The sequence below is a fragment of the Xanthomonas sp. NCPPB 2864 genome (genome assembly GCF_056675615.1).
Genome location: NZ_JBWWVS010000005.1, coordinates 41,510 through 63,283, shown reverse-complemented (window position 1 = coordinate 63,283; position 21,774 = coordinate 41,510). Strand labels below are relative to the sequence as shown.

Annotated in this window: 27 protein-coding genes; 26 read left to right on the top strand and 1 reads right to left on the bottom strand. The window is 63.8% G+C overall.

The window, feature by feature from the left end:
* Nucleotide 1 precedes the first annotated feature (1 nt).
* The 26 genes from AC1KVE_RS12735 to AC1KVE_RS12610 all read left to right on the top strand — a co-directional run bounded on the left by AC1KVE_RS12735 (nucleotide 2) and on the right by AC1KVE_RS12610 (nucleotide 21,157).
* Nucleotides 2–478 carry a lysis system spanin subunit gene (locus AC1KVE_RS12735; RefSeq protein WP_481092290.1) on the top strand — a complete coding sequence of 159 codons (477 nt, stop codon included), beginning with the start codon at nucleotides 2–4 and terminating at the stop codon, nucleotides 476–478.
* A complete protein-coding gene (locus AC1KVE_RS12730) occupies nucleotides 475–801 on the top strand; it encodes a hypothetical protein (RefSeq protein WP_481092291.1) in 327 nt (108 codons plus the stop codon). Before AC1KVE_RS12735 ends, AC1KVE_RS12730 begins: the two co-directional genes overlap by 4 nt.
* A complete protein-coding gene (locus tag AC1KVE_RS12725) occupies nucleotides 801–1,148 on the top strand; it encodes an HNH endonuclease (RefSeq protein ID WP_481092292.1) in 348 nt (115 codons plus the stop codon). The genes AC1KVE_RS12730 and AC1KVE_RS12725 overlap by 1 nt, the downstream gene beginning before the upstream one ends.
* A gap of 189 nt (nucleotides 1,149–1,337) precedes the next feature.
* A complete protein-coding gene (locus tag AC1KVE_RS12720; RefSeq protein ID WP_184385321.1) occupies nucleotides 1,338–1,754 on the top strand; it encodes a P27 family phage terminase small subunit in 417 nt (138 codons plus the stop codon).
* 85 nt (nucleotides 1,755–1,839) lie between these two features.
* On the top strand, nucleotides 1,840–3,531 hold the full coding sequence (locus tag AC1KVE_RS12715) for a terminase large subunit (protein ID WP_481092293.1): 1,692 nt from the start codon (nucleotides 1,840–1,842) through the stop codon (nucleotides 3,529–3,531).
* Between the two features lie 2 nt (nucleotides 3,532–3,533).
* A complete protein-coding gene (locus AC1KVE_RS12710; protein WP_126965806.1) occupies nucleotides 3,534–4,106 on the top strand; it encodes an HK97 family phage prohead protease in 573 nt (190 codons plus the stop codon).
* Between the two features lie 111 nt (nucleotides 4,107–4,217).
* Nucleotides 4,218–5,618 (top strand): phage major capsid protein, encoded by a 1,401-nt coding sequence (locus AC1KVE_RS12705; protein WP_126965807.1) that lies wholly within the window; start codon nucleotides 4,218–4,220, stop codon nucleotides 5,616–5,618.
* A gap of 57 nt (nucleotides 5,619–5,675) precedes the next feature.
* Entirely contained in the window at nucleotides 5,676–5,960 is a 285-nt protein-coding gene (locus tag AC1KVE_RS12700; protein ID WP_481092294.1) for a hypothetical protein, read from the top strand.
* Entirely contained in the window at nucleotides 5,957–7,393 is a 1,437-nt protein-coding gene (locus AC1KVE_RS12695; protein ID WP_481092295.1) for a phage portal protein, read from the top strand. The genes AC1KVE_RS12700 and AC1KVE_RS12695 overlap by 4 nt, the downstream gene beginning before the upstream one ends.
* Entirely contained in the window at nucleotides 7,386–8,252 is an 867-nt protein-coding gene (locus tag AC1KVE_RS12690) for a hypothetical protein (protein ID WP_481092296.1), read from the top strand. The genes AC1KVE_RS12695 and AC1KVE_RS12690 overlap by 8 nt, the downstream gene beginning before the upstream one ends.
* The gene (locus AC1KVE_RS12685; RefSeq protein ID WP_481092297.1) at nucleotides 8,245–8,640 is read left to right on the top strand and encodes a hypothetical protein; all 396 of its coding nucleotides are present in this window, start codon (nucleotides 8,245–8,247) and stop codon (nucleotides 8,638–8,640) included. The genes AC1KVE_RS12690 and AC1KVE_RS12685 overlap by 8 nt, the downstream gene beginning before the upstream one ends.
* Nucleotides 8,640–9,002: a phage head closure protein gene (locus AC1KVE_RS12680; protein WP_208412998.1), complete on the top strand. Its 363-nt coding sequence runs from the start codon at nucleotides 8,640–8,642 to the stop codon at nucleotides 9,000–9,002. Before AC1KVE_RS12685 ends, AC1KVE_RS12680 begins: the two co-directional genes overlap by 1 nt.
* 2 nt (nucleotides 9,003–9,004) lie before the next feature.
* Nucleotides 9,005–9,496, top strand: coding sequence for a hypothetical protein (locus tag AC1KVE_RS12675; protein ID WP_126965811.1), 492 nt, complete (start codon nucleotides 9,005–9,007; stop codon nucleotides 9,494–9,496).
* A complete protein-coding gene (locus AC1KVE_RS12670; RefSeq protein ID WP_481092298.1) occupies nucleotides 9,496–9,849 on the top strand; it encodes a DUF3168 domain-containing protein in 354 nt (117 codons plus the stop codon). Before AC1KVE_RS12675 ends, AC1KVE_RS12670 begins: the two co-directional genes overlap by 1 nt.
* 54 nt (nucleotides 9,850–9,903) lie before the next feature.
* A complete protein-coding gene (locus AC1KVE_RS12665) occupies nucleotides 9,904–10,404 on the top strand; it encodes a phage tail tube protein (RefSeq protein ID WP_046932034.1) in 501 nt (166 codons plus the stop codon).
* Nucleotides 10,405–10,460: 56 nt separating this feature from the next.
* Nucleotides 10,461–10,850, top strand: a complete 390-nt coding sequence (locus AC1KVE_RS12660) for a phage tail assembly chaperone family protein, TAC (RefSeq protein ID WP_481092299.1) — start codon at nucleotides 10,461–10,463, stop codon at nucleotides 10,848–10,850.
* A 32-nt stretch (nucleotides 10,851–10,882) separates the two neighbouring features.
* Nucleotides 10,883–11,095 (top strand): phage tail assembly protein T, encoded by a 213-nt coding sequence (locus AC1KVE_RS12655; protein ID WP_126965814.1) that lies wholly within the window; start codon nucleotides 10,883–10,885, stop codon nucleotides 11,093–11,095.
* 10 nt (nucleotides 11,096–11,105) lie between these two features.
* Entirely contained in the window at nucleotides 11,106–13,355 is a 2,250-nt protein-coding gene (locus AC1KVE_RS12650) for a hypothetical protein (protein WP_481092300.1), read from the top strand.
* Nucleotides 13,348–13,680 (top strand): phage tail protein, encoded by a 333-nt coding sequence (locus AC1KVE_RS12645; protein ID WP_481092301.1) that lies wholly within the window; start codon nucleotides 13,348–13,350, stop codon nucleotides 13,678–13,680. The genes AC1KVE_RS12650 and AC1KVE_RS12645 overlap by 8 nt, the downstream gene beginning before the upstream one ends.
* A 9-nt stretch (nucleotides 13,681–13,689) precedes the next feature.
* A complete protein-coding gene (locus AC1KVE_RS12640; protein ID WP_481092302.1) occupies nucleotides 13,690–14,463 on the top strand; it encodes a tail fiber domain-containing protein in 774 nt (257 codons plus the stop codon).
* Nucleotides 14,460–15,158 carry a phage minor tail protein L gene (locus AC1KVE_RS12635; protein WP_481092303.1) on the top strand — a complete coding sequence of 233 codons (699 nt, stop codon included), beginning with the start codon at nucleotides 14,460–14,462 and terminating at the stop codon, nucleotides 15,156–15,158. Before AC1KVE_RS12640 ends, AC1KVE_RS12635 begins: the two co-directional genes overlap by 4 nt.
* Nucleotides 15,159–15,221: 63 nt before the next feature.
* Complete coding sequence (locus AC1KVE_RS12630) at nucleotides 15,222–15,965, top strand: C40 family peptidase (RefSeq protein WP_481092304.1); 744 nt, start codon at nucleotides 15,222–15,224, stop codon at nucleotides 15,963–15,965.
* A gap of 2 nt (nucleotides 15,966–15,967) precedes the next feature.
* Nucleotides 15,968–16,555, top strand: coding sequence for a tail assembly protein (locus AC1KVE_RS12625; RefSeq protein WP_481092320.1), 588 nt, complete (start codon nucleotides 15,968–15,970; stop codon nucleotides 16,553–16,555).
* Nucleotides 16,552–20,118 carry a TipJ family phage tail tip protein gene (locus AC1KVE_RS12620; protein ID WP_481092305.1) on the top strand — a complete coding sequence of 1,189 codons (3,567 nt, stop codon included), beginning with the start codon at nucleotides 16,552–16,554 and terminating at the stop codon, nucleotides 20,116–20,118. Before AC1KVE_RS12625 ends, AC1KVE_RS12620 begins: the two co-directional genes overlap by 4 nt.
* Nucleotides 20,118–20,417, top strand: coding sequence for a hypothetical protein (locus tag AC1KVE_RS12615; protein WP_481092306.1), 300 nt, complete (start codon nucleotides 20,118–20,120; stop codon nucleotides 20,415–20,417). Before AC1KVE_RS12620 ends, AC1KVE_RS12615 begins: the two co-directional genes overlap by 1 nt.
* The gene (locus AC1KVE_RS12610) at nucleotides 20,417–21,157 is read left to right on the top strand and encodes a hypothetical protein (protein WP_481092307.1); all 741 of its coding nucleotides are present in this window, start codon (nucleotides 20,417–20,419) and stop codon (nucleotides 21,155–21,157) included. The genes AC1KVE_RS12615 and AC1KVE_RS12610 overlap by 1 nt, the downstream gene beginning before the upstream one ends.
* Here AC1KVE_RS12610 and AC1KVE_RS12605 read toward each other — a convergent pair.
* Complete coding sequence (locus tag AC1KVE_RS12605) at nucleotides 21,151–21,594, bottom strand: hypothetical protein (protein WP_481092308.1); 444 nt, start codon at nucleotides 21,592–21,594, stop codon at nucleotides 21,151–21,153. The two genes, AC1KVE_RS12610 and AC1KVE_RS12605, sit on opposite strands and share 7 nt — an antisense overlap.
* Between the last annotated feature and the right edge of the window lie 180 nt (nucleotides 21,595–21,774).

Below are 21,774 nucleotides of genomic sequence, written 5' to 3'. Positions count from 1 at the left end.
CATGAACCGCATCCTGATCGCCATCGCCGCCGCGCTGCTGTGGTCGGCCGCCATGGTCGGCGCCGGCTGGGCGTGGCGCGGCGACCGTGCGGAAACCGTAGAGGCAAAGGCCGGCGCCGCAACTGGTAAGCAAGCCTTACAAGTTGAGCAGGCCGCACGCGCGGCAGAGCAGAACCAGGCCAATGCAATGGCCGCTATCGGAGATGCCCATGAGCAAGACCGTGAGGCGGCCAAGGCCGTCCCTGATGCTGTTGTGGCTGACCTGCGCAGTGGTGTGCTCCAGCTGCGCAACGACCTCGCCACCTGCAGCACTGACCTCCTGTCCCGCTCCGTCACCGGCGCCATCGAACGTGATGCGCACGCCCAACTACGAAGCGAGGTTGCGGGAGCTGTTGTTCAAGTCGGCCGAGATGCCGACGACCACGTCGGTGCCTGCCAAGCCGTAGTGCTGGCCGAACGCATCGAGGTGGCGCGATGAGCGAGCGGATGACAATCACCCGACTGGGTGGCCTGCCTGATGGCAAGGTGATTTTCGAAATCGACCAGCATCTGCCACTCCAGCAGTACGAGAATCTGCGAGACAGCCTGCAGCGTGGCCTGGATAGCCCGGCCACGGCTGTCGTTCTGCCGCCGGGCGTGCGCATGGCCACCAATCCAGCACAGCTGGATCGAATCGAGCAGAAGCTGGACGCGTTGCTCGAGGCACTGGCCGATGATGTGGAGGAGGTCGAAGAGCCTACCCGCACCCTCGACGGCGAGCTGTCTGGTGCCGAGCGTGACCAATCCATGAGCCTGGACTGATGCCTGGTTTCCCCTCGCGGCACAAGCCGCTGCGGCAGATCGCACCAGTGCACGTGGCGCAGGCGCAGCCTGAGAACTACGGCCAGGGCCGCGGTGGCCGGCCGTGGCGGCGCAAGCGCGACGCGATCATGAAGCGCGACAAGTACCTGTGCGTCCCATGCAGCGCTGCTGGACGCCTCACGCCCGCCGAGGAGGTCGACCATGTCGTACCCCAGGCGGAAGGCGGCACGGGCGCAGACGACAACCTGCAGGCCATCTGCGTCGAGTGCCACATAGCCAAGACGAAGACCGAAGCGGCTCGTGGTGCGAATCGTTCGCATCCCCGCCGGGGAATGCCACGAAACTGAACAGCGGGCGCAAAACTGAACGAAAACCCGACCTTGAACCTGAACGAAAAGGCTGAACGAGATTCATGAACGAGAACCTGAACGGGTCGGCGCTACACCAGGGGGGGGAGGGTCAAAACTTGGGCCCGACCAGATCGGACACCGGCCGCTCAGCCAAATTTTCGCACGGTCAAAATTAGGATTTGAAAAATGAGAGGACGGAAGCCGACAGCTCCGGCCCTCAAGGTGATCGCCGGGACGGCCCGGCCGGACCGCGAGGTGCCGGACGTTCCCGAGTTCGACCTGATCGACGATTTTCCCGACGCGCCTCAGCATCTGAACGCCGATGGCGCCGCCATGTGGCGTGATCTCGGCCCGCAGTTGGTCGCGGCGAAGGTGCTGCAGGTCGTCGACCTCTACGCACTCCAGCAACTCTGCTACGCCTGGCAACGCATGGTGATGAAGCAGAAGGCGGGGATGGACATAACGGCCGCCGAGGACACAGCGTTCAAGGCGCTGATGTCCGAGTTCGGCATGACTCCCGCCAGCAGGCGCAAGGTGAGTTCGGGTGGTGACAGCAAGAAGCCCGGCAACAAGTTCGCCGCGCTCGCCGCGCCGAGCAAGTAAGCCGGCTGCCAAGAAGGCGCCAGCGAAGAAGCAGGGCAGGGCCGCGCCGCGCGCCCGTAAGCCGGATCCTTCCGACTATGTCGGCGTGGCCATTGCCTACGCGCAGGAAGCGATCGCCGACAAAAAGGGGCTGCGGTTTGGCAAGTTGATCCGGCAGGCCGCGAAGCGATTTATCGATGACTTGGCGCGCGCGAAGAAGCGCGGCGCACCCTTCCGGTTCTCGCCGGAACATGCGTGCCATGCATGCGGGTTCATCGAGCTGCTGCCACACGTCGAAGGCAAGTGGGAGACGCCAGAGATCCGGATGCACCGGTCGCACGTGTTCTTCGTCGTGCAGCTGTTCGGGTTTCGAAAGCCTGACGGATCCAGGCGCTTCACGTCCGCGCTGTTCGCGGTGGCGCGCAAGAATGCGAAATCGACGCTGGCGTCGGCGATCCTGCTGTACTGCCAGTGCTGCGAGAACGAGGAGGGCGCGCAGGTCATCTCGGCGGCGACGACCTTCCCGCAGGCGTCGATCATCTTCAACGTCGCCAAGCGGATGGTGGAGAAGACGCCCGACCTGCGCGAGGCCTATGGTCTGGAGACCTGGGCGAAGTCGATCACGAGGATGGAGATCGGCGCGAGCTTCAAGCCAATCCACGCGAAGGCCAGCACGCAAGACGGGCTCAACCCGTCGCATGTCGGTCTGGATGAGATCCACGCGCACAAGACGCCGGACCTGCTCAACGTGCTGCAGTCGGCTGCGGGCGCGCGGCAAAACCCGCTCTGGCTCTTCACCACCACCGAGGGCTACACCAACCCCGGGCCCTGGGCGGAGATCAGGCAGTTCGTGAAGCAGCTGCTGGCCGGCGTCTTCGGCCACGAGGCCGACCACTACCTCGCGCTGTTCTTTGCGATCGACGAGGAGGACAAGGCAACAGGCGCCAAGGCCGACGACACGTTCGACGAGTCGAAGTGGATCAAAGCGAATCCGCTCATCGACTCCAATCCGCACCTGCTGGCCGCCATCCGGAAGGAAGCGGTGGAGGCCAAGCGGATGCCGTCGAAGCTGGCCGAGTTCGAGATCAAGCGCGTCAACCGGCCAGCGGCTTCGGCCAACAGCTGGGTGGCGCTGCCGAAGTGGAACGCGTGTGCTGGCGTTGTGGACTTGGAGGCCCTGCGGGATGTGCCGTGTTGGGGCGGGCTCGACTTGGCGAGTACGCGAGATCTGACGTCCCTGCGGCTGGTGTGGCGAGTGGATGATCGCATCATCACCTGGGGGAGGCGGTGGGTTCCGGCTGCGGCAGTAGCGCAGCGGACGGAGCGCGGAACGGTGCCATACGCCGGCTGGGTTTCTGGTGGGCTGATGGAACAGACAGAGGGCGAAGTCACCGACTACGCTGCCATCGAGCGCGCGGTGCTGGAAGTGGTGGAGCGCTTCAACGTTCAGTCCATCGCTTTCGATAGATGGAACGCGACTGAGATGGTCAGTCGGCTGGTGACCGCTGAGGTACCGCTGGTTGAGTTCATCCAGGGCACCAAGTCGTATCACCCAGCGATGCAGGAATTAGAACGTGCCTACATCGGCGGAAAGCTGGTGCACGACGGCGATCCAGTGCTCACCTGGTGCGCTTCGAATCTGGTGGCTCGCACGGATCAGAACTTGAACATGGCGCCGGACAAGAAGCGTTCGGCGGAAAAAATTGACGACATGACCGCGCTCCTGATGGCCGTCGGGATCAGCATTCCCGTAGCTGAGGAGGCGCCAAAGAAGCTCGTCCTCATGACTTTGGGATAAAAATGAAGACCGAAGAACGCGCCTACAGCGTGCTGGAAGTCAAGAGCTACGACGACGACCAGCGCATCATCACCGGCTGGGCCACCACCCCGGAGCCGGACCGTTATGGCGACATCGTTGAGCCGTTGGGTGCCAAGTTCGCAGCAGAGCTTCCACTGCTTTGGCAGCATCGCCATGACAGCCCGGTCGGCATCGTCAAGTTCGGCAAGCCGACGAAGCAGGGCATCCCGTTCTCGGCAAGTGTCGCCAAGATCGAGACTCCGGGCGCTCTGAAAGACATGTGCGACCTCGCATGGCAGTCGGTCAAAGAGAAACTGGTGCGCGGTGTGTCCATCGGCTTCCGGGCGCTCGAATACAGCTACATGGACGGTGGCGGAGTCCGCTTCACGGAGACGGAGATCTACGAGCTTTCGCTGGTGACCATCCCGGCGAACGCGGCCGCCACGATCCAGACCATCAAAGCGATGGATACCGGTGGCGCGCGGCGCTCTTCGAGCTATGGCGTCCCGCTCATCCAGCGGGAACCGACGCCGGTCGAACGGCCGGCCGGCGGCGCGGTGAAGCTGCTGCATTGATTCAAAGGGCTGTTGAGCCCTGCGGGGTGGAACCCGCTTCCTTTTTTGCAGGCATCGCCCGGTGTGGAAGCCGGGCCGTAAGGCTGCGCCTATCTCAGAGAGAGAAATAAAATGACCATTCAGGAACAGCTGGAAAAGCTGCGCGCGACGCGCGAGGCCCTGCAGAAGAAGCTGGGCGATATCGCCCAGAAGTCCATGGAGGAGAGCCGCTCCTTCAACACCGCCGAGCAGGAGGAATTCGACGACATCGAGGGCCAGATCAAGGCTCTGGATGGCGACATCGATCGCCTGACCCGGCTGCAGGCGGTGCAGGCCAAGTCGGCCGTGCCGGCCGCGCAGATCGTCCAGGAAAACGGCTCGGCGTCTGATCCGAAGCGTGCAGCCGGCAAGGGCCCCGCCCTGATCCATAGCCGCAAGAACGAAGAGCAGGGCATCGGCTTCGCCCGTTTCGCCATGGCGATGTATGCGGGCAAGGGCGACGTGTCGAGCGCCAAGGCCTTCTCCGACAACGTGTTCCGTGACGACTTGCGGCTGAACGAGATCATGAAAGCTGCGGTTGCCGCGGGCAACACCACCGATCCCTCGTGGGCCGGCAACCTGGTGCAGTACCAGAACCTGTCGAGCGAGTTCGTCGACTTTCTGCGTCCGCGCACGATCATCGGTCAGCTCGGCCAGGGCAACGTGCCGGGCTTGCGCCGCGTCCCGTTCAACGTCCGCATCCCGGGCAAGACTGCGAAGGGCCGCGCCCAGTGGGTCGGTGAAGGTTTCCGCAAGCCGGTCACCAAGTCGGGTTACGACACGGCCGAGCTGAAGTGGGCCAAGATCGCTGGCATCTCGGTGATTACCGAAGAGCTGGCGCGCTTTGCCGACCCTTCGATTCAGATCCTCGTGCGCGATGATCTGTCGGATGCGGTGATCGAGCGCATGGATGAAGACTTTGTCGATCCCGACAAGGCCGCAGCTACTGGTGCCGGGCTGTCGCCCGCTTCTATCACGAATGGCGTCACTCCGATCGAAGCCACGGGTGATGTTTACGCGGACATCCAGTCGCTCTGGGCAACCGCTGACTTGACCAACCTGCCGGTGGGCAGTGCGGTTTACATCACCAACAGCGCCACTGCGCGTCAGCTGGCCGGCCTGCGAAATCCGCTGATGGCGCGCGAGTTCCCGAACGTCAGCATGACCGGTGGAGACATCGACGGCGTGCCCCTGATCGTCTCGAACTACGTGCCCGCCGGCATGTTCATTCTGGCCTTCACCAGCGAGATCTACCTGGCCGATGACGGCGTAGTCACGATCGATATCAGCCGCGAAGCCACGATCATCATGGATGACGATGCGACTGCCACGCCGACGATTGCGCAGATCCAGAGCATGTTCCAGACGAACCAGCTGGCGATTCGCGCCGAGCGTTACGTCAACTGGAAAAAGCGCCGTCCGCAGGCGGTTGCCTACCTGACCGGTGTTGACTGGACCAACGCGGTCGTTCCGGACGCTGGCGGCGGCGCTTAACGCACGACGGTTCTGACGGGGGCCCCGGCCCCCGTCTCTTTTCCCGGGAGCATTGAAATGTCGAAGATCCAGATGATCAGGCGCAATCGCGTGATGAACGTCGACGCACGTCTGGCACCGCTGCTGGAGCGCCACGGTGGCTATCTACGCCGTGATATGCAGGCACAGCTGCCGGCACAGCCGGACAGTCATGAGATCGAAGCGCAGCGCGCCGCAGCACAGGCTAGGCGCGATGCGGCAGCAGCAAAGGCGGTGCCCAAGGTCGCCAAGAAGTCCGCCAAAAAGGCGGTAGCAAAGGCTAAGGAAACTCCGTCCGCGGCTGAAAAGGACGCCTCCGAATGACTGTGTTCTCGCCCCGTGATCTGGCCACCGAGGCCGGTCTGCGTACGTACGGGTCCGACTATTTGAAGTCGCTGGCGCCGGTTGACGCGGGCGCGGGGCGGAATGGATGGCAGCCGCTGGTGCGGGAGCCATTCACAGGGGCTTGGCAGAAGAACATGGAGGAGCGGCACGACACCGTTCTTTCGTATCCAACGCTCTATGCCTGCTTCAATCGCATCAACAGCGATATCGGCAAGTTGCCGTTCGTGCTCAAGCTTGAAGGCGACGACGGAATTTGGCGGGTGGACGCTGCGAATACAGCATATTGGCCTGTCTTGCGAAAGCCTAACGCTTACCAGACCGCGCAGCAGTTCCGTGAGACGTGGGTCTTGTCGAAGCTGGTGCAAGGCAACACATATGTGCTGAAGGGGCGTGACGAGCGCGGTGTGGTTAACCGCTTGTGGGTTCTCGACCCAACCAGGGTCCAGCCTATGGTTTCCGAGTCAGGGGACGTCTTTTACCAGCTGAACTATTCGTCATCGAACAACCTGCTTCCCGAAGGCTATCCGGGCGACCAACTTGTCGTTCCTGCGACAGAAATCATCCATGACAGGATGAACTGCTTCCACCACCAGCTGATCGGCGTTCCGCCTCTTTGCGCGGCGAATTGGGCGGCCGTGAAGAACCTCAAGATCCTCAAGGATTCGACCACGTTCTTTTCCAATGGCGCCAACCCCGGCGGCATCCTCACGGCACCGGCCGGCATGTCCGAAACCGATGCAACTGAGGTCAAAAATTACTGGAACACCAGCTTCCAGGGCTCCAACGCAGGCAAGGTTGCGGTCATCGGCGCGGACATGAAATTCACCCCGTTCGCCTTCAAGGCTGCCGACTCGCAGCTGGTGGAGCAGATGCGTTACTCAGACGAGCAGGTGTGCCAGCCCTTCGGCATTCCGCCGTTCAAAATCGGCATTGGATCGATCCCTGCCGGGTTGGCCGTCGATGACCTCAACCAGTTGTACTACTCCGACGCCCTGCAAGCTCACATCGAGGCGATGGAGGCGCTGCTGGATGATGGCCTCGGCATCAAGCGGCCGCGCGGCGTGGAGCTCGATCTGGAGCCCCTGCTGCGTATGGACGTGGGCAAGCAGGCCGAGGTCGAGAGCAAGCTGGTGGAAGGCGAAATTAAGACCAGCAACGAAGCCCGGAAGGTCTTCAACCTGGCACCAATCGATGGTGGAGACACCATCTACAAACAGCAGCAGGACTACCCGATTTCTGAGATCCGCAACAACAAGCTGCCGCCAGTATCGACGGCGCCGGACCCAGCGGACGATTCGGAATCGGAGGAGCCGCAGCCTGATGCCAGCGATGATGCACGCGCGCTAGCGCAGGAAAATTTCATGTTGAGGGCCCTTGTGGCCGCACGAGCCGAGGTGTTCCGCAATGCCTGATCCCATCGACTTCGGCAAGGAGATTGGCGGTTTGATCCGCGATGCAATCGCTCCTGTGCAGCGTGAGCTGGCCGAGCTGCGCGAGCGCGCGCCGGCGAAAGGCGAGCCCGGCAAGGATGCAGACCAGGTGGACGTCGATGCGCTGGCGGACCTTGTGGTGGCGAAGCTGCTGGACTCGCCGCGGCTGTTGACGTTGGTGGATGTCGCCACGGTTGACGCAGTGTCAAAGCACTTCGATGCCAATCCCGTTCAGCACGGACGTGACGCAGATCCGGCGTTGATCGAGTCGGCAGTGAAGGCGGCCGTGTCGGCCCTGCCGGAACCGAAGAATGGCCAGGATGCTCCCCCTGTCACCGACCAGCAGCTGGCCGAGCAGGTAGCCAAGTATCTCCGCGCGCACCCGCCGCAGGCCGGCGCCGACGGTGTCGGCCTGGCCGGTGCAATGATCGACCGTGCAGGCGAGCTGGTGATCACTACGACCAAGGGCGAGGCGGTCAGGCTCGGCAGGGTCGTCGGTGAGGACGGGCAGGACGGCCTCAGCTTCGAATCGGCCACGGGCGAGTACGACGCATCGCGCGGCTTCGTGATCACCCTGGGCGCAGGTGAGCGCCGCACCGAGCTGGTATTGCCGTACATGCAGCACCGCGGCTTCTGGCGCGAGGGCATGGGTACGAAGTCGGCGCAGTCCGTTACCCACGACGGCGCACTTTGGATTGCCAAGCGGGACAACGCCTCGAAGCCCTGTCTGGAGAACGACGCAGATTGGTATCTCGCGGCGCGCAAGGGACGTGATGGCAAAGATGGAAAGAGCGTGCGGGTGGCGGCCGAGCCTGTGAAATTGAGCAATGGCAATGCGTGAGTTCGTTACGACCGATGCGGCCCGGGCACAGCTGCGTCTGGACACCGATGCAGATGGGGAATGGCTCGCGATTTGGATTCCTGCTGTCTCCGAGATGGTCGCGGCCTGGCTCAAGCAGGATTGGCGCCTGTACCTGCTGAAGCGCGACGCCGCCGGCGCGCTGGTGCGCGATGCAGCGGGCGTGCCGATGCCGGTTCTGGATCAACAGGACAATCCCGTATTGCACCCGTCCGTAGTCGCGGCGACGTTGCTGGAGCTCGCCTCGCAGTACCGCTACCGCGAAGGCGAAGGTGACAACGTCGTCCCAGCGGATGCTGGGCACGGGTATGTCCTCACGAAGGCGGCAACCGCCCAGCTTGTGCCGCTGCGCAGGGCAACGGTGGCCTGATGAGCAACATCGCCGCTGGCAAGCTGCGTCACCGCATCCGCATCGAGAAGCAGGTCACCGCGCGTGACGACGATGGTGTCCAGAGCACCACCTGGCAGCCGGTTCACGCAGGCACCCTGGCAGCCGCGATCGAACCCCTCTCGGCGCGCGAGTTCATCGCCGCCGGCGCAGGCCAGGGTGAAGTCTCGGCTCGCATCACCATCCGGTACCGCGCCGGCATTCTGGCGAGCATGCGCGCGGTGCACGTGCGCAACGGCGCCGATGCCGAGATCTACAACATCCAGGGTGCACTCGCCGATCGCGAGAGTGGCCTGGAGTATCTGACGCTGCCGGTTTCGACCGGCACCAACGACGGACAGTAGGCATGAAGGTCGATATCAAGCTGGACGGCATCGGCGATGTCGTCGGCTTGCTGCAGTCGCTGCCTGCCGAAGTGGTGAGCAAGCGCGGCGGGCCGGTGAAGCTGGCCCTGGCCAAGGGCGCGCGGTTCTTGCGTGACCGGGCCAAGGAGAACCTGCAACGCCAGATCACCGCCGACGGCGACGACAGCACGGGCACCACAGTGAAGGCGGTGATCGCCAGCCGCGGCAAGGCGCCGACCGGCACCAAGGGTGAGCGCCAGCTTGTGCGCGTGCGCCGCGTGTCCTTCGTCAATGCCAAGGGTGCCCGCACCAGCACGCGCCGTGCCGCGCAGCTCATGGAATACGGCTCGGCCCTCCAGCCGGCTCGGCCATGGCTGCGTCCGGCCGTGCAGCGCCGCGGTTCGCAGGTGATCGACATCGTCACCGAGGATCTGCTGACGCGACTGGATCGGCTGACGAAGAAGCTGGCCAAGCAGAGCAGGGTGGTGCGCTGATGCTGCCGAAGGTCTATCGAACCATCCACACGCCTGCGGTCGCCGCCATCGTCGACGATCGCATCGGCCGCCACGGCGAGGTGCCGCAGGACGAGCAGCGGCCCTACATCGTCTGGCAGATCGTCACCGGCCTGCCGTACGACACGCTGAGCGAAGCGCCGAAAGGCGACGCGACCAGCGTGCAGATCGACTGCTACCACGCGACAGACGCTGGCATTGAGGAGCTGGCCCTTGCTGTGCGCTCTGCGCTAGACGCGATGCTGATCGCCAATCGCGTGGTCATCAATAACCGGGACTCGGAAACGAGGCTCTACCGCATCGGCCTCGAGGCCGATTTCATCGACCAGCGCTGACGCCTGGTCGCTTCTACACAGCCGCCCTCGCGCGGCGCACATGAGGATTCAGCCATGACCGAGGGCGTCGTCAAGACCCAGGGCACGCACCTGTTTTTCGTCGATCCGGACGCCGCTGGCGGCCCGGCCATCACCAAGTTCGCATGCCCCACCGGTGCGTCCGGCCTGGGCGGTGCCGCCGACCAGATCGAGGACACCTGCCTCGATGCGACCACGGACCGAACCTATCAACGCGGCCTCGGCAACCCGGGCCAGGTGTCCATGCCTTTCAACTACATCCCGAGCAACGCATCGCACGATGCTCTGTTCGCACTGAAGGACAGCGGCAAGGTGGTGGATTGGTACATCGGCCTGAGCGATGGCACTGCCGCCCCGACCCTGAGCGTTGACGACGCGCTGGTGCCGCCGCTCGCCAGCGCTCGCTCCGGGTTCGCCTTCAAGGGCTACGTCGCCGACGTGAACATCGACATCGCAACCAACGAGATCGTGCGCGGCACGGTCACGGTGCAGCGCAGTGGTGGTGTGACCCGTTACGGCAAGCCGCTGGCGGCCTGATCCCAACCTGCAGGGCCGGCCCAGCGCCGGCCCGCTCTCTCTGACTGGAACCGTCTATGACCAATCCCATTCCCACCGCGCCGCCGCTGTTCGATTCATCGCTGTTCGTTTCGCCGGATGTGCAGACGCGTCAGGTGCTGCTGCCCGACGGCAAGGAGCACACGTTCCACATCCGTGAGCAGCAGGCCGGCATCGTGCGCGCTTTCGCCGTTGGCCAGTCCAGCGACGACCCGGACAAGCAATCCGAATCCATGGCACGCCTGATTGCCAAGGCGATCTGCACGGAGGATGGCAAGCCGGCATTGACGCTGGAGCAGGCGCGCAACCTGAAGATCAGCGTGCAGTACGCGCTCGCCGCCGCGATCAGCGGGGTGCACAGTTACCAGGGAAACGTCAGCTCGCCGAGCGAGGCACCGGAGAGTGGTTCCGATACACCCTCGCTCTAGCGCTGGGGAAGACGCTCACCGAAATTGATGCGATGCCGGAAACAGAGATGGCCGGCTGGCGCACTTACTACACGCTGTATCCCTTCGACGATCTGCACCGGCACCACCGCCCGGCCGCGATCATCGCCGCCTCGATGGGCGGCAAGTTCGAGCAGGTGCTGACGGCACTCGCTCCCACACCCACCGACCCCGAGCTGAGCGACGCCGACCGCGACATGGTGCGCGCGCTCGGCTTCGACCGCTGATAGGACGACCATGGCAACTGCAGGTTCAATCGTCGTTGATCTGCTCATGCGGACCGGCTCCTTCGAGACTGACACCGACCGCGCGAGCAAGCAGGTGCGCAAGTTCGGCAAGGACTCTCAGGCCACCGCAGTCGACGTTGGTGCGGCATTCGGCAAGATCGGCGGCGCGGTCGTGGGCGGCTTGGCCGTCGCCGGAACTGCGATCCTCAACTGGACGCGGCAGCTGGCAACCGCTTCCGGTGAAATCGAGCGATTCGCCCGGCTGTCCGGCACCAGCGAGCAGACGTTCCAGCGCCTCGCAGCTGGCGCGTCGACGGTCGGCATCCAGCAGGACAAGCTGTCCGACATCTTCAAGGACACGCAGGACAAGGTCGGCGACTTCCTGCAAAACGGCGGCGGTGAGCTGCAGGACTTCTTCACCAACATCGCTCCCAAGGTGGGGCTGACCGCCAAGGAGTTCCGCAACCTCAGCGGGCCGGAGGCGCTGGGCAAGTACTACAGCGCCCTCGAGAAGGCTGGTGTGTCGCAGGGCGACATGGTGTTTTACCTGGAGGCGATCGCGAACGACGCGTCGCTGCTCGCCCCGCTGCTCGCCAACAATGGCGAGGGCTTCCGGAAGTGGGGCGACGAGGCCGAGCGCCTTGGCGTCGTGCTAGATGCGCAGACCACGAAGTCGCTGAAGGAGCTGCGCGTTCAGACGGCAGAGATGGATCTGGCGTTCCAGGGGCTGAAAAATCAGGTTGGCGCTGAGCTGTTGCCGCAGGTCAAGGAGCTGACAGCTTTCCTGGGATCGGACAGCACCAAATCAGCCTTCGTGGCCATTACGCAATTCGTCGGCGGCCTGACGGCCGAGATGGCCAACGGCGTCGTCATGATGGTCAATTACATCGGGCGGGTGAAGGAGCTGCGGGCGCTGCAGGGTGCAGACCCTTCGGCCGTAGCCGACGCATCCACCGCCGGTCTGAATGAGCAGCTTGGCGTGGTTTCTGCGCAGCGGCGCCTTGTACAGGCCGTTGAGCCGGAGTCGCTCAAGAAGCAGGAGCAGCTCAACGACCTGCTGCGGCAACAGCTGGCTCTGCAGCGGGAGATCACGAAGCGCAACCGCCCAGAGGTCAAGCTGCTGGAGAACGGCGCGCTGCCGGACGATGCAGCGCTGGTGCGCCCGGCCAAGACGGCGACTTTCGAATACACCGACAAGGAGGCCGGCAAGGCCGCGGCCGAGCTGCAGAAGACCTACACCGCGATGTCGGCGGAGCTGTCCAAGCAATTGGCGCTCACCGGCCAGAACACCGAATCCGCCAAGGTGCTGTACGAGCTCCAGAGCGGATCGCTCAAGGGCATCACCGGCGCGCAGGCGCAGAGCTTGCTGCAGCTGGCCGAGATCAAGGACGTCAACGAGGACATCGCGGCGATCTATGGCGCGACCGATGAAAAGGTCAACACCTACCTGGCGAGCCTTGAGCGCGAGCTGGCGCTGCACGGGCAGATCGGCGAGGCCGTCAAGGTTGCCTATGACATCCGCACCGGCGCGTTCGGCGCGCTGAGCGAGGAGCAGGCGCGGCTGCTGGAGAGCTATGCGCAGACCAAGGACGCCATTGACGACTACGCGGCGATCTACGGCGAAGGCTACGAAAGCATGATCGCCAAGACCAAGGAAGGCAGCGACATGATGAAGGAGTTCGGATTGGAGGCCGCCCGAAGCATGCAGGGCGCGTTCTCCGACTTCCTGTTCGATCCGTTCCAAGAAGGCTTGGGCGGCATGGTGAAGGGCTTCGCCAAGACCATCCAGCGCATGCTTGCGGATCTCGCAGCGTCCCAGCTCCTCAAGGCGCTCGGCACCATGGCTGCCAGCTCCGGCAATAGCTGGGTGGCGGCGATCGGCGCTGCTGTCGCCGGTCAGCGTGCTGGCGGTGGCCAGGTGGCTGGCGGATCGATCTACGAGGTGGGCGAAGGCGGTCGGCCAGAGATGTACGAGGCCGGCGGCAAGACCTACATGATCCCAGGCAACCAGGGTGGCCGCGTGGTGCCGATCACCGCCGGGCGGCCGGTGAACGAGGCTGCCATGGGCACGGGCGGAAACCTGACCTTGAACACCAATTACGTCATCAACAGCGACGGAAGCGCCACCAGCGACCGGCAGGGCGACGAGAACGACATGCTGCGCGCGCTGAATCAGATGATTCAGCCGATGGTCCTGCGCGTGCTTCAGCAGCAGATGCGCCCGGGCGGCCTGTTCGCACCAGGTGGCGCCCGTGGCTGACGTCTTCGCCTGGCCGGTTCGCACAGAAGCCGCTGGCACCGTCACGCTGGCGGTGCGCTCTGCACAGTTCGGCGACAGCTACCGGCAAACATCGCCGGACGGGATCAACCCCAAGGGGCAGAGTTGGAACATCTCGCGCGTCGGCAAGGAGGAGCTGATCAAGCAGATCATTGCGTTCCTCGACGCGCATGCCGGTCGGTCCTTTCTGTGGACTCCGCCGCTTTCCGTGCAGGGCTACTACCAGTGCGCCGGCTACAACCCCGTGGCTCACGGCGGGGGCAATTACACGCTGTCCGCCACTTTCGTACAACATTTCCAGCCTTAAGGAAAAAGAATGGCACGCCAAGTTATCGATACGACCACCAATAATGGAGGTTATATTGGGGATCCAGCGCCCACAGCATTCGGAAAAGTAAATGCGAATTTTGTCGAGGTATACGCCTTAGCAAATGGCGCGCTTCCGAAGACGGGCGGCACGATCACGGGGAATGTTCTAATTCAGTCCCCAAACGGCGCGGGGCTGGATTTATTCTCAACCAGCACCAACGTCACACGCGTTGAGATCGCTAACGGTAGTGCCAGCGGACGCAGATATCAGCTGTACGCATCCGGATCATCGGGCCCAACAGTCGCGGGCAGCTTCGGTCTGTTGGATGTGAGCGAGGGTGCAATTGTTTTCAGTATCGACCCCGGAAGCCGCATATTCCGGCAGAACGGACCGATAAACGCCACGGCTTTTAATCCGACCTCTTCATTTGACGTGAAAGACAATGTCGAAGGTTATTCCGGCGCCCTAGAGGCGATTAGCAAGCTTTCCGTGGTCACGTATAACTACATCGAAAGCGTCGATGTTGAGATGCGTAAGCGAGTTGGGCTTCTTTCGGAAAATGTGGCTGACGCAGTGCCCACTGCATTTAATCCAGCGCCATCCGAGAATGAATCGAGAGCTGATGATGACTCGGGACAGCCACCCACCGCGCCTCCTTTGGCATCAAGCATCGACATGATGCAACTGCTGGCTGTCGCGATCAGGGGTGTGCAGGAGCTATCGCGCGAGAACAAGATGCTATCCAGCCGATTGGCCGCGCTTGAGGCTTCGTCTGCATGAGCATCCTCGCCGACATCCAGACGCTTGAGCCTGGAGCGCGGGTGACGGTATTCGAGTTGGATGCGAGTTCGCTGGGCGCTGACTCCCTGCTGTTCCACGCTCACCTCCAGAGCACTCCGATCGTATGGCAGGAGCAGGTCTACGATCCCTGGCCGGTCGAGGCCACCGGCTTCGAGCGCACCAGCGACCAGCCCCCGAACCCGCGCCTGCGCGTCGGCAACATCGACGGCACCATCACCGCGCTGTGCCTGCTGTTCGATGACCTGGTCGGCGCGCGCCTCATCCGCCGGCAGACGCTGGCCAAGTATCTCGACCCCGTCAACTTCGCTGGCGGAAACCCAACCGCTGATCCAGAAGAGCACTTCCCCGACGAGATCTGGTTCATCGAGCGCAAGGTCAGCGAAGACGACACGCAGGTCGAGTTCGAGCTGGCCACCGCGGCCGACCTCAATGGCGAGCAGCTGCCCGGCCGCCAGATCATCGCCAACACCTGCAGCTGGATCATCCGGGGCGGCTACCGCGGCCCGTACTGCGGATACAACGGCCCGCCGGTGGCCGACATCAACGATAACCCGTTGAGCGATCCGTCGCTCGATGTCTGCGGCGGCAAGGTCCGGTCCTGCAAGTTGCGCTTTGGCGCCAACAATCCTCTGCCTTACGGCGGTTTCCCCGCCGCCGGCCTGCTGCGCACATAGCGCGCGACCTCCATCCACCACCTCAAGGCCCGCCACGTGCGGGCCTTTTCTATGGGCGACCACATGGAACACGCAACCCTTCTGGCCATCCAGGCGCATGCCGCCGCTGAGTACCCTCGCGAGTGCTGCGGGCTGATCGTGCTCTCTGCCACCGGCGAGCAGTACCGGCAGTGTCGCAACCTGGCGGCCACGCCCAGCGAGCACTTCATCCTGCCGGCCGAGGATTACGCCGCCGCGGAGGATGCTGGCCAGATCGTGGCGCTGGTGCACAGCCATCCGAATGCGTCTGCGCATGCTTCGGATGCGGACAGGGCGATGTGCGAAGCGAGCGGGCTGACCTGGCACATCATCAGCGTTGGACAGGTCGACGGCGCGCCGGAGTGCGGCGAGGTGCAGACCATCCAGCCGAGCGGCTACGTGGCGCCGCTGGTGGGTCGCCAGTTCGCCCACGGCGTGCTCGACTGCTACACGCTGGTGCGCGACTTCTATGCCCGCGAGATGGGCATCGATCTGTCGCAATACGAGCGTGCCGACGATTGGTGGAGCAACGGCGGCGATCTCTACTCGCTGGAGCGGCTGCAGGCCGAGGGCTTCTCCGAAATTCAGGACGACCCGCAGCGCGGCGACATGATAGTGATGCAGATCCGCGCGCCGGTGCCGAACCATGCCGGTGTGTATCTGGGCGAGGGCCAGATGCTGCACCACCTCGCAGACCGGCTGTCGGCGCGCGTGCCCTACGGTGGCTACTGGGCTGACCGCACAGTGCGTGTGGTGCGCCACAAGCTCGCCACCGGCGGTGTGGCATGAGCATGCATGCAGTGCCCAAGGTGCGCGTGGTGCGTCTGTACGGTGTGCTGCGCGCCAAATTCGGCAGGGAGTTCCGGCTGGCCGTGGCGTCGCCGGCCGAGGCCATCCGCGCGCTGTCGGTGCAGCTGCCAGGATTTCAGGCATTCCTGATGGGAGCCAAGGACCGCGGCCTGACGTTCGCCGTGTTCAACGGCCGGCGCAACCTGGCCGAGGATCAGCTGCACGATCCGCCCGGAGATGACGCAATCCGCATCGCGCCGGTGCTGCAGGGTTCAAAGCGCGGCGGCGTGCTACAGACCATCATCGGCGCAGTGTTGGTCGTGGCTGGCGCCCTGCTGCTATGGACGCCGTTCGGTGTCCCACTGATCAGCGCAGGCGTGTCTATGGTGATCGGCGGTGTCGTGCAGATGCTCTCGCCGACGCAGAAGGGGCTCGGCACTCAGGACAGTCCGGACAATCGCCCGAGCTATGCGTTCAACGGGCCGGTGAACATGCAGGCGCAGGGCAACCCGGTACCGGTCGCCTACGGTGACACCTGGACTGGTTCGGCCGTCATCAGTGGTGGCATCTTCGCCGAGGACCAGCAGTGAGCGGCGATGCGCAAGAGCGCGCACCAGCGCTGCACGGTGCCAAGAAAGGGGCCAGCTCTGCCCGCACTCCGGTGGAAACGCCGGACAGCCTGCAATCGATCGCCTTCGCCAAGATCATCGACCTCATCAGCGAAGGTGAGATTTCAGGGCTCAAGGATGGCCTGCGCTCGGTCTACCTGGATGGCACCCCGCTGCAAGGCGAGGACGGCGGCTTCAATTTCCAGAACGTGCGATTCGAGACGCGCGCCGGCACGCAGGACCAGGAGCATCTGGCCGGCTTCCCGAGCGTGGAAAACGAGAACTCGGTGAACGTCCAGCTGCGCAGCGACCAGCCGGTCGTGCGGAGCTTCACCAATCCAGACCTGTCCGCGATCCGAGTGCGCATCGCGGTGCAGGCGCTGCAGAAGACCAACACCACGAACGGCGACATTGAGGGCCACAGCGTCAGCTATGCGATCGACGTGGCCACCGACGGCGGCGCCTTCAATACGGTGATCTCCAATGCCTTCACCGGCAAGACCACCACGCTGTACGAGCGCAGCCACCGCGTCGACCTGCCCGAGGGTAGCCAGTGGCAGATCCGCATTCGCCGCCTGACGCCCAACGCCAACAGCGCGACCATCGCAGATACCACGCTGGTGCAGTCGATGACCGAGGTTATCGACGCCAAGCTGCGCTATCCGAATTGCGCACTGGCTGCGCTGGAAGTAGACGCCAGCCAATTCCAGGCCATCCCGACCCGGGCCTATCGCGTCCTGGGCCGAATCGTGGCCGTGCCGAGTAACTACGACCCGCAGGCTCGCACCTATGCGGGCATCTGGGACGGCACCATGAAGCCGGCTTGGACCAACAATCCGGCTTGGGTGTTCTATGACCTGGTGACGAACGACCGATTCGGCCTTGGTCATCGCATCCCAGCCGCCTGGGTCGATCGCTGGCGCCTGTACCAGATCGCGCAGTACTGCGACCAGATGGTGAGCGACGGGCAGGGCGGGCAGGAGCCGCGCTTCACCTGCAACGTCTATCTGCAGACCAGGCAAGACGCCTACAAGATTCTGCAGGACATGGCGGCGGTGTTTCGCGGCATCACGTACTACGCCGCCGGGCAGGTGCTGGCCTCGGCAGACATGCCGCAAGACCCGATCTACACGTTCAACCAGGCCAACGTCATCAATGGTCGGTTCACCTACTCGGGCTCTGCGCGCAAGGTGCGCCACACCGTGGCGCTGGTGTCGTGGAACGACCCGGATGACTTCGGCCGCGCCAAGGTGGAGACGGTCGAGTACCGCCCCGGAATCGCGCGCTACGGCATTCAGCAGGTCGAAGTGGCGGCAATGGGGTGCACGTCGCGCGCACAGGCGCAGCGCATTGGCCTGCACATTCTCTACACCGAGAACCTGGAGACGGAGACCGTCACGTTTGGTGTCGGCCTCGAGGGCGTCGTGCCGCAGCCCGGCGACATCATCGAGGTGGCCGATCCGAAGCGTGCGGGCCGCCGCAACGGCGGGCGCATCAAGGGAGCCAGCCTGCAATCTGTAGATCTGGATCTGGTGCCGCCAGGCCTGAGCGCAGGCGACACCATCCGCGTGCTGGGCAGCAACGGCCGCAGCCAGGCGCGCACGATCAGTGGCATCGCCGGCTCGACGGTATCGGTGTCGGCGCCATGGGCCACCGTGCCGGTCGCGACGTCGGTATGGGCGGTCTCCACCGCCGAGCTGGCGCTGCAGACCTTCCGGGTGCTTGCCGTCAACGAGGGCGACGGGGCCGAGAACGCCATCACTTACCAGATCACCGCGCTCGAACATGTGCCGCAGAAGTTTGCCGCGATCGACGACGGCGCACGCATCGAGCTGCCACCGATCAGCATCATCCCACCCAGCGCGCAGCAGCCGCCCACGAACGTGCGGCTTTCGTCGCACAGCTTCGTGGAACAGGGCATCGCCCAGCACGTGCTCACCATCGCATGGGATCCGGCTGACAAGGCCATCGCGTACGACGTGGAGTGGCGCCGCGACGACATGTCATGGGTGAAAGCAGGCCGTGCCAATACCACCAACATGGAAGTGCGCGGCATCTATGCCGGCAACTACATTGCGCGAGTGCGAGCGGTCAATGCGCTCAACGCGGTGTCGATGCCCGCTTTGTCCGGCCTGACCGCCATTACGGGCAAGACCACCCCGCCGCCCTCGCTGGCAAGCCTCACAGCTGCCGGCATCGTTTTTGGGATTGAGCTGTCGTGGACCTTTCCGCAGGGGGCCACAGACACGCAGCGCACGGAAATTTGGTACAGCCCGGCCAACAACCTCGCAGGCGCCACAAAGCTCGGGGACTTCGCCTATCCCCAAGCCAAGCACTCCATGCTCGGCCTCGCCGCCGGCGCGCGCTTCTTCTTCTGGGGCCGCCTGGTTGATCGAAGCGGCAACACCGGCCCGTGGTATCCGATCACCAATGGTGTGCTGGGCGAGAGCAGCACTGATGCCACCGCCATCCTGAAGTACTTGGCCGGCAAGATTGGTGAGACGGAGCTGTCGCAGAATCTGCTCACGAAGATCCAGAGCGTGGACAGTTTGCAGCCGCTGCTGCCTCTGCTTTGGAATCAAGCGGCGAGCTACGGCAAAGGCCGGACCGTGGTTTACAACGGGCGCGTGTATGCGTGGACACCGGACCAGGCCGGAAACGAGACGCCACCAGGGACGAAGTGGCAGGACGTCGGTGCAGCAACAGCGGGCTATGGCGCTCTGGTCACGCAAGTAGGGCAGAACACCCAGAGCATCAGCCTGATTGATGGCCGCGTCACAGCGCAAGGCACGAAGGTCGATGGCATCTTTGTCCAGCTGGATGTAAATGGGGCTGGCGATACAGACTGGAGCGCCGGCAGCACTAACGTGTTCGCCGGCACGGTCACAGTGCAAAGTGTTCTGGCCAACGCCGACCTGGCGTTGGCGCAGCGGATCGACACCACCCAGGCCACGCTGGCGGAGAACACTGCAGCAGTGCAGGTGGAAGCAACGGCACGAGCGACAGCAGACAGTGCCATTGCACAGCAAGTCACGACGGTTCAAGCCACAGCGAACGGCGCGCAGTCCTCAGCATCACAGGCACTGAGCAGCACTGCGAACATCAACGGGAAGCTAACCAGCTTCTACACGCTGCGCGCGCAGGTCACTGCTGACGGGAAGATCTATGCAGCGGGCATGGGCCTGGGCGTGGAGCAGCAGCAAGATGGCAGCTACCAGAGTCAGATCCTGCTGCAAGCTGACCGTGTGGCAGTCATCAACGTAGCCAACGGTTCGCTGACGTCGCCGTTTGTGATCCAGGGCGGCCAGACGTTCATCAACCAGGCGCTGATCGGCACCGGATGGATCACAAACGCGATGATCGGGAACCAAATCGCTTCGACGTCGGTCAACGGCTCGGGCCTACCGCGCTGGGAAATCAACAAGACTGGCGGGCGAGTAGTGCGCGGGGATGGGTTCACCATCAACGAACACCCGAACTATGGCTGGCGGATGACGGACAACGCCACCGGCGTCAACGTGATCGAACTCGGGGAGCTGCTCTGATGGCACGCGGTATTCGGCAGCGTGATCTGGCCGGCAATATCCTGATCGACATCTCCACCCGTATGCCGAACAAGTTCGGCGCGGTCACCATCGCCGCAGGATCAAGCAGCTCTGTGTCCGTGGCGGCATTGGGTACCAACGAGATCTACTACTGGTTTTCAGCCAGCAGTAGCGCTGATCTGGCTCAGACGCCGCTTTTCACAGTCAACGAGCAGGCCGGCACGATCAGCTGGAGCTACGGTGCCGGCAGCAACATGGGCACGCAGGTTGGTGGCGTGCTCACCTACGGGAGGTACTGATGGCCATCGGCGTTCGAATCCGGCCCGAGGGCGGAAATATCATCCAGATCGATGACCGCTACGAAAATCTGGCACTCAAGCAGAAGGGCACAGTCACTGCTGCCGGCCTCGATCCTGCCAACCCGAACAACGGCCGGGGCTTCGCCACGGTCACCGTGGGCGGGGGCAATGCGCCGCTGATTGCAGTGACCTGCGCGTCGTTCGTTGGCCTACGTCGTCGCGCGCAGAGCGGCAGCACCTTCACCTTCGACCTCGTTTGCGAATCTGCCAACGTCCCAATCGACTACTACGTGTTCGACACGACGGACGTGGCACAGATGGCCTTTGTGATGAGCAAGGGCGTGCGTTTCCGCAACGCGGCAAGCGGGAAGGTGGCGTTCGACAGCCGCTACAAGTACATGCGGGTGATCGGGCGGATGCGCACCACCGCCGGCACCAGTCAGGCGGACTTCCCGACGCAGGCCGACGGGGTCGCAATCGCACTTGCGCACACCGGTGCATCGTTCACCATCGTGAGCGGGATGATCGGCGGTGGTGGCGGTGGACCTGGCGGTGGCTGGGTGATGGACCGGCTCGGCTACGTCGCGGGCGTCCGCTACCGTCCAGGGGTCGCGTCTGCTCTGGGCATCAACACCTTCTACGTGCACGAGCAGGGGACGGGCACACAGCCACCGGCGCCCTCAGGCACATACGGAACCATGCAGGTCGATTGCCTGCTGCTCAACGTCCGCAATTACTGAGCCGGCGCGCCGGCTACGCGCCGCACGCCGTTGCGGTCTTGGAACTTGATGCTCCAGGGGGTTATCAGGTAGCCGGGCCGGCGGTAATAGATGGCCGGGATGTGGTCATCGCGCGCGTCCTTCGCGATGCCGTTGACCAGCACATAGGGCGCGGCGGTCTTCGGCACCTCGCACCACTCCTTTCGCCCGTCGGTTTTGAGCGCCAGGGTGTAGGGGCCGGCGCCCTGGATCTGGCCGCACACGATGGTTCGGGAAGTCACCGAGGCTGCGCGGGCGCGCGGCGCAATCCGGGTGACGAATGCATCCAGCGTCTCGCCGGCGGTCGACGTTTCCTGGTACAGCTGGGCTGTCCGGCCGAACTGGCTGTGTTCGCCGGCAGCGGCAGGGATGGCGACGCCAATAAGCGCCGCGGCGGCGGTGATCAGCAGTGCGTGCATTACGTTCTCCGAGTGTGCTGCGCCGGTCAGTGCCGGCGGCCCGAGGTCATCTCGGCGCAAGGCCAAGATGCATGGCCCGCACATCCAAAAAAACGTTCATTTGAGCTATGCCCGCACGCTGCTCGATCTCGGAGAAATCCGACATCAACGTGCGGATCCTGCCGATGTCGGAAATCCGAT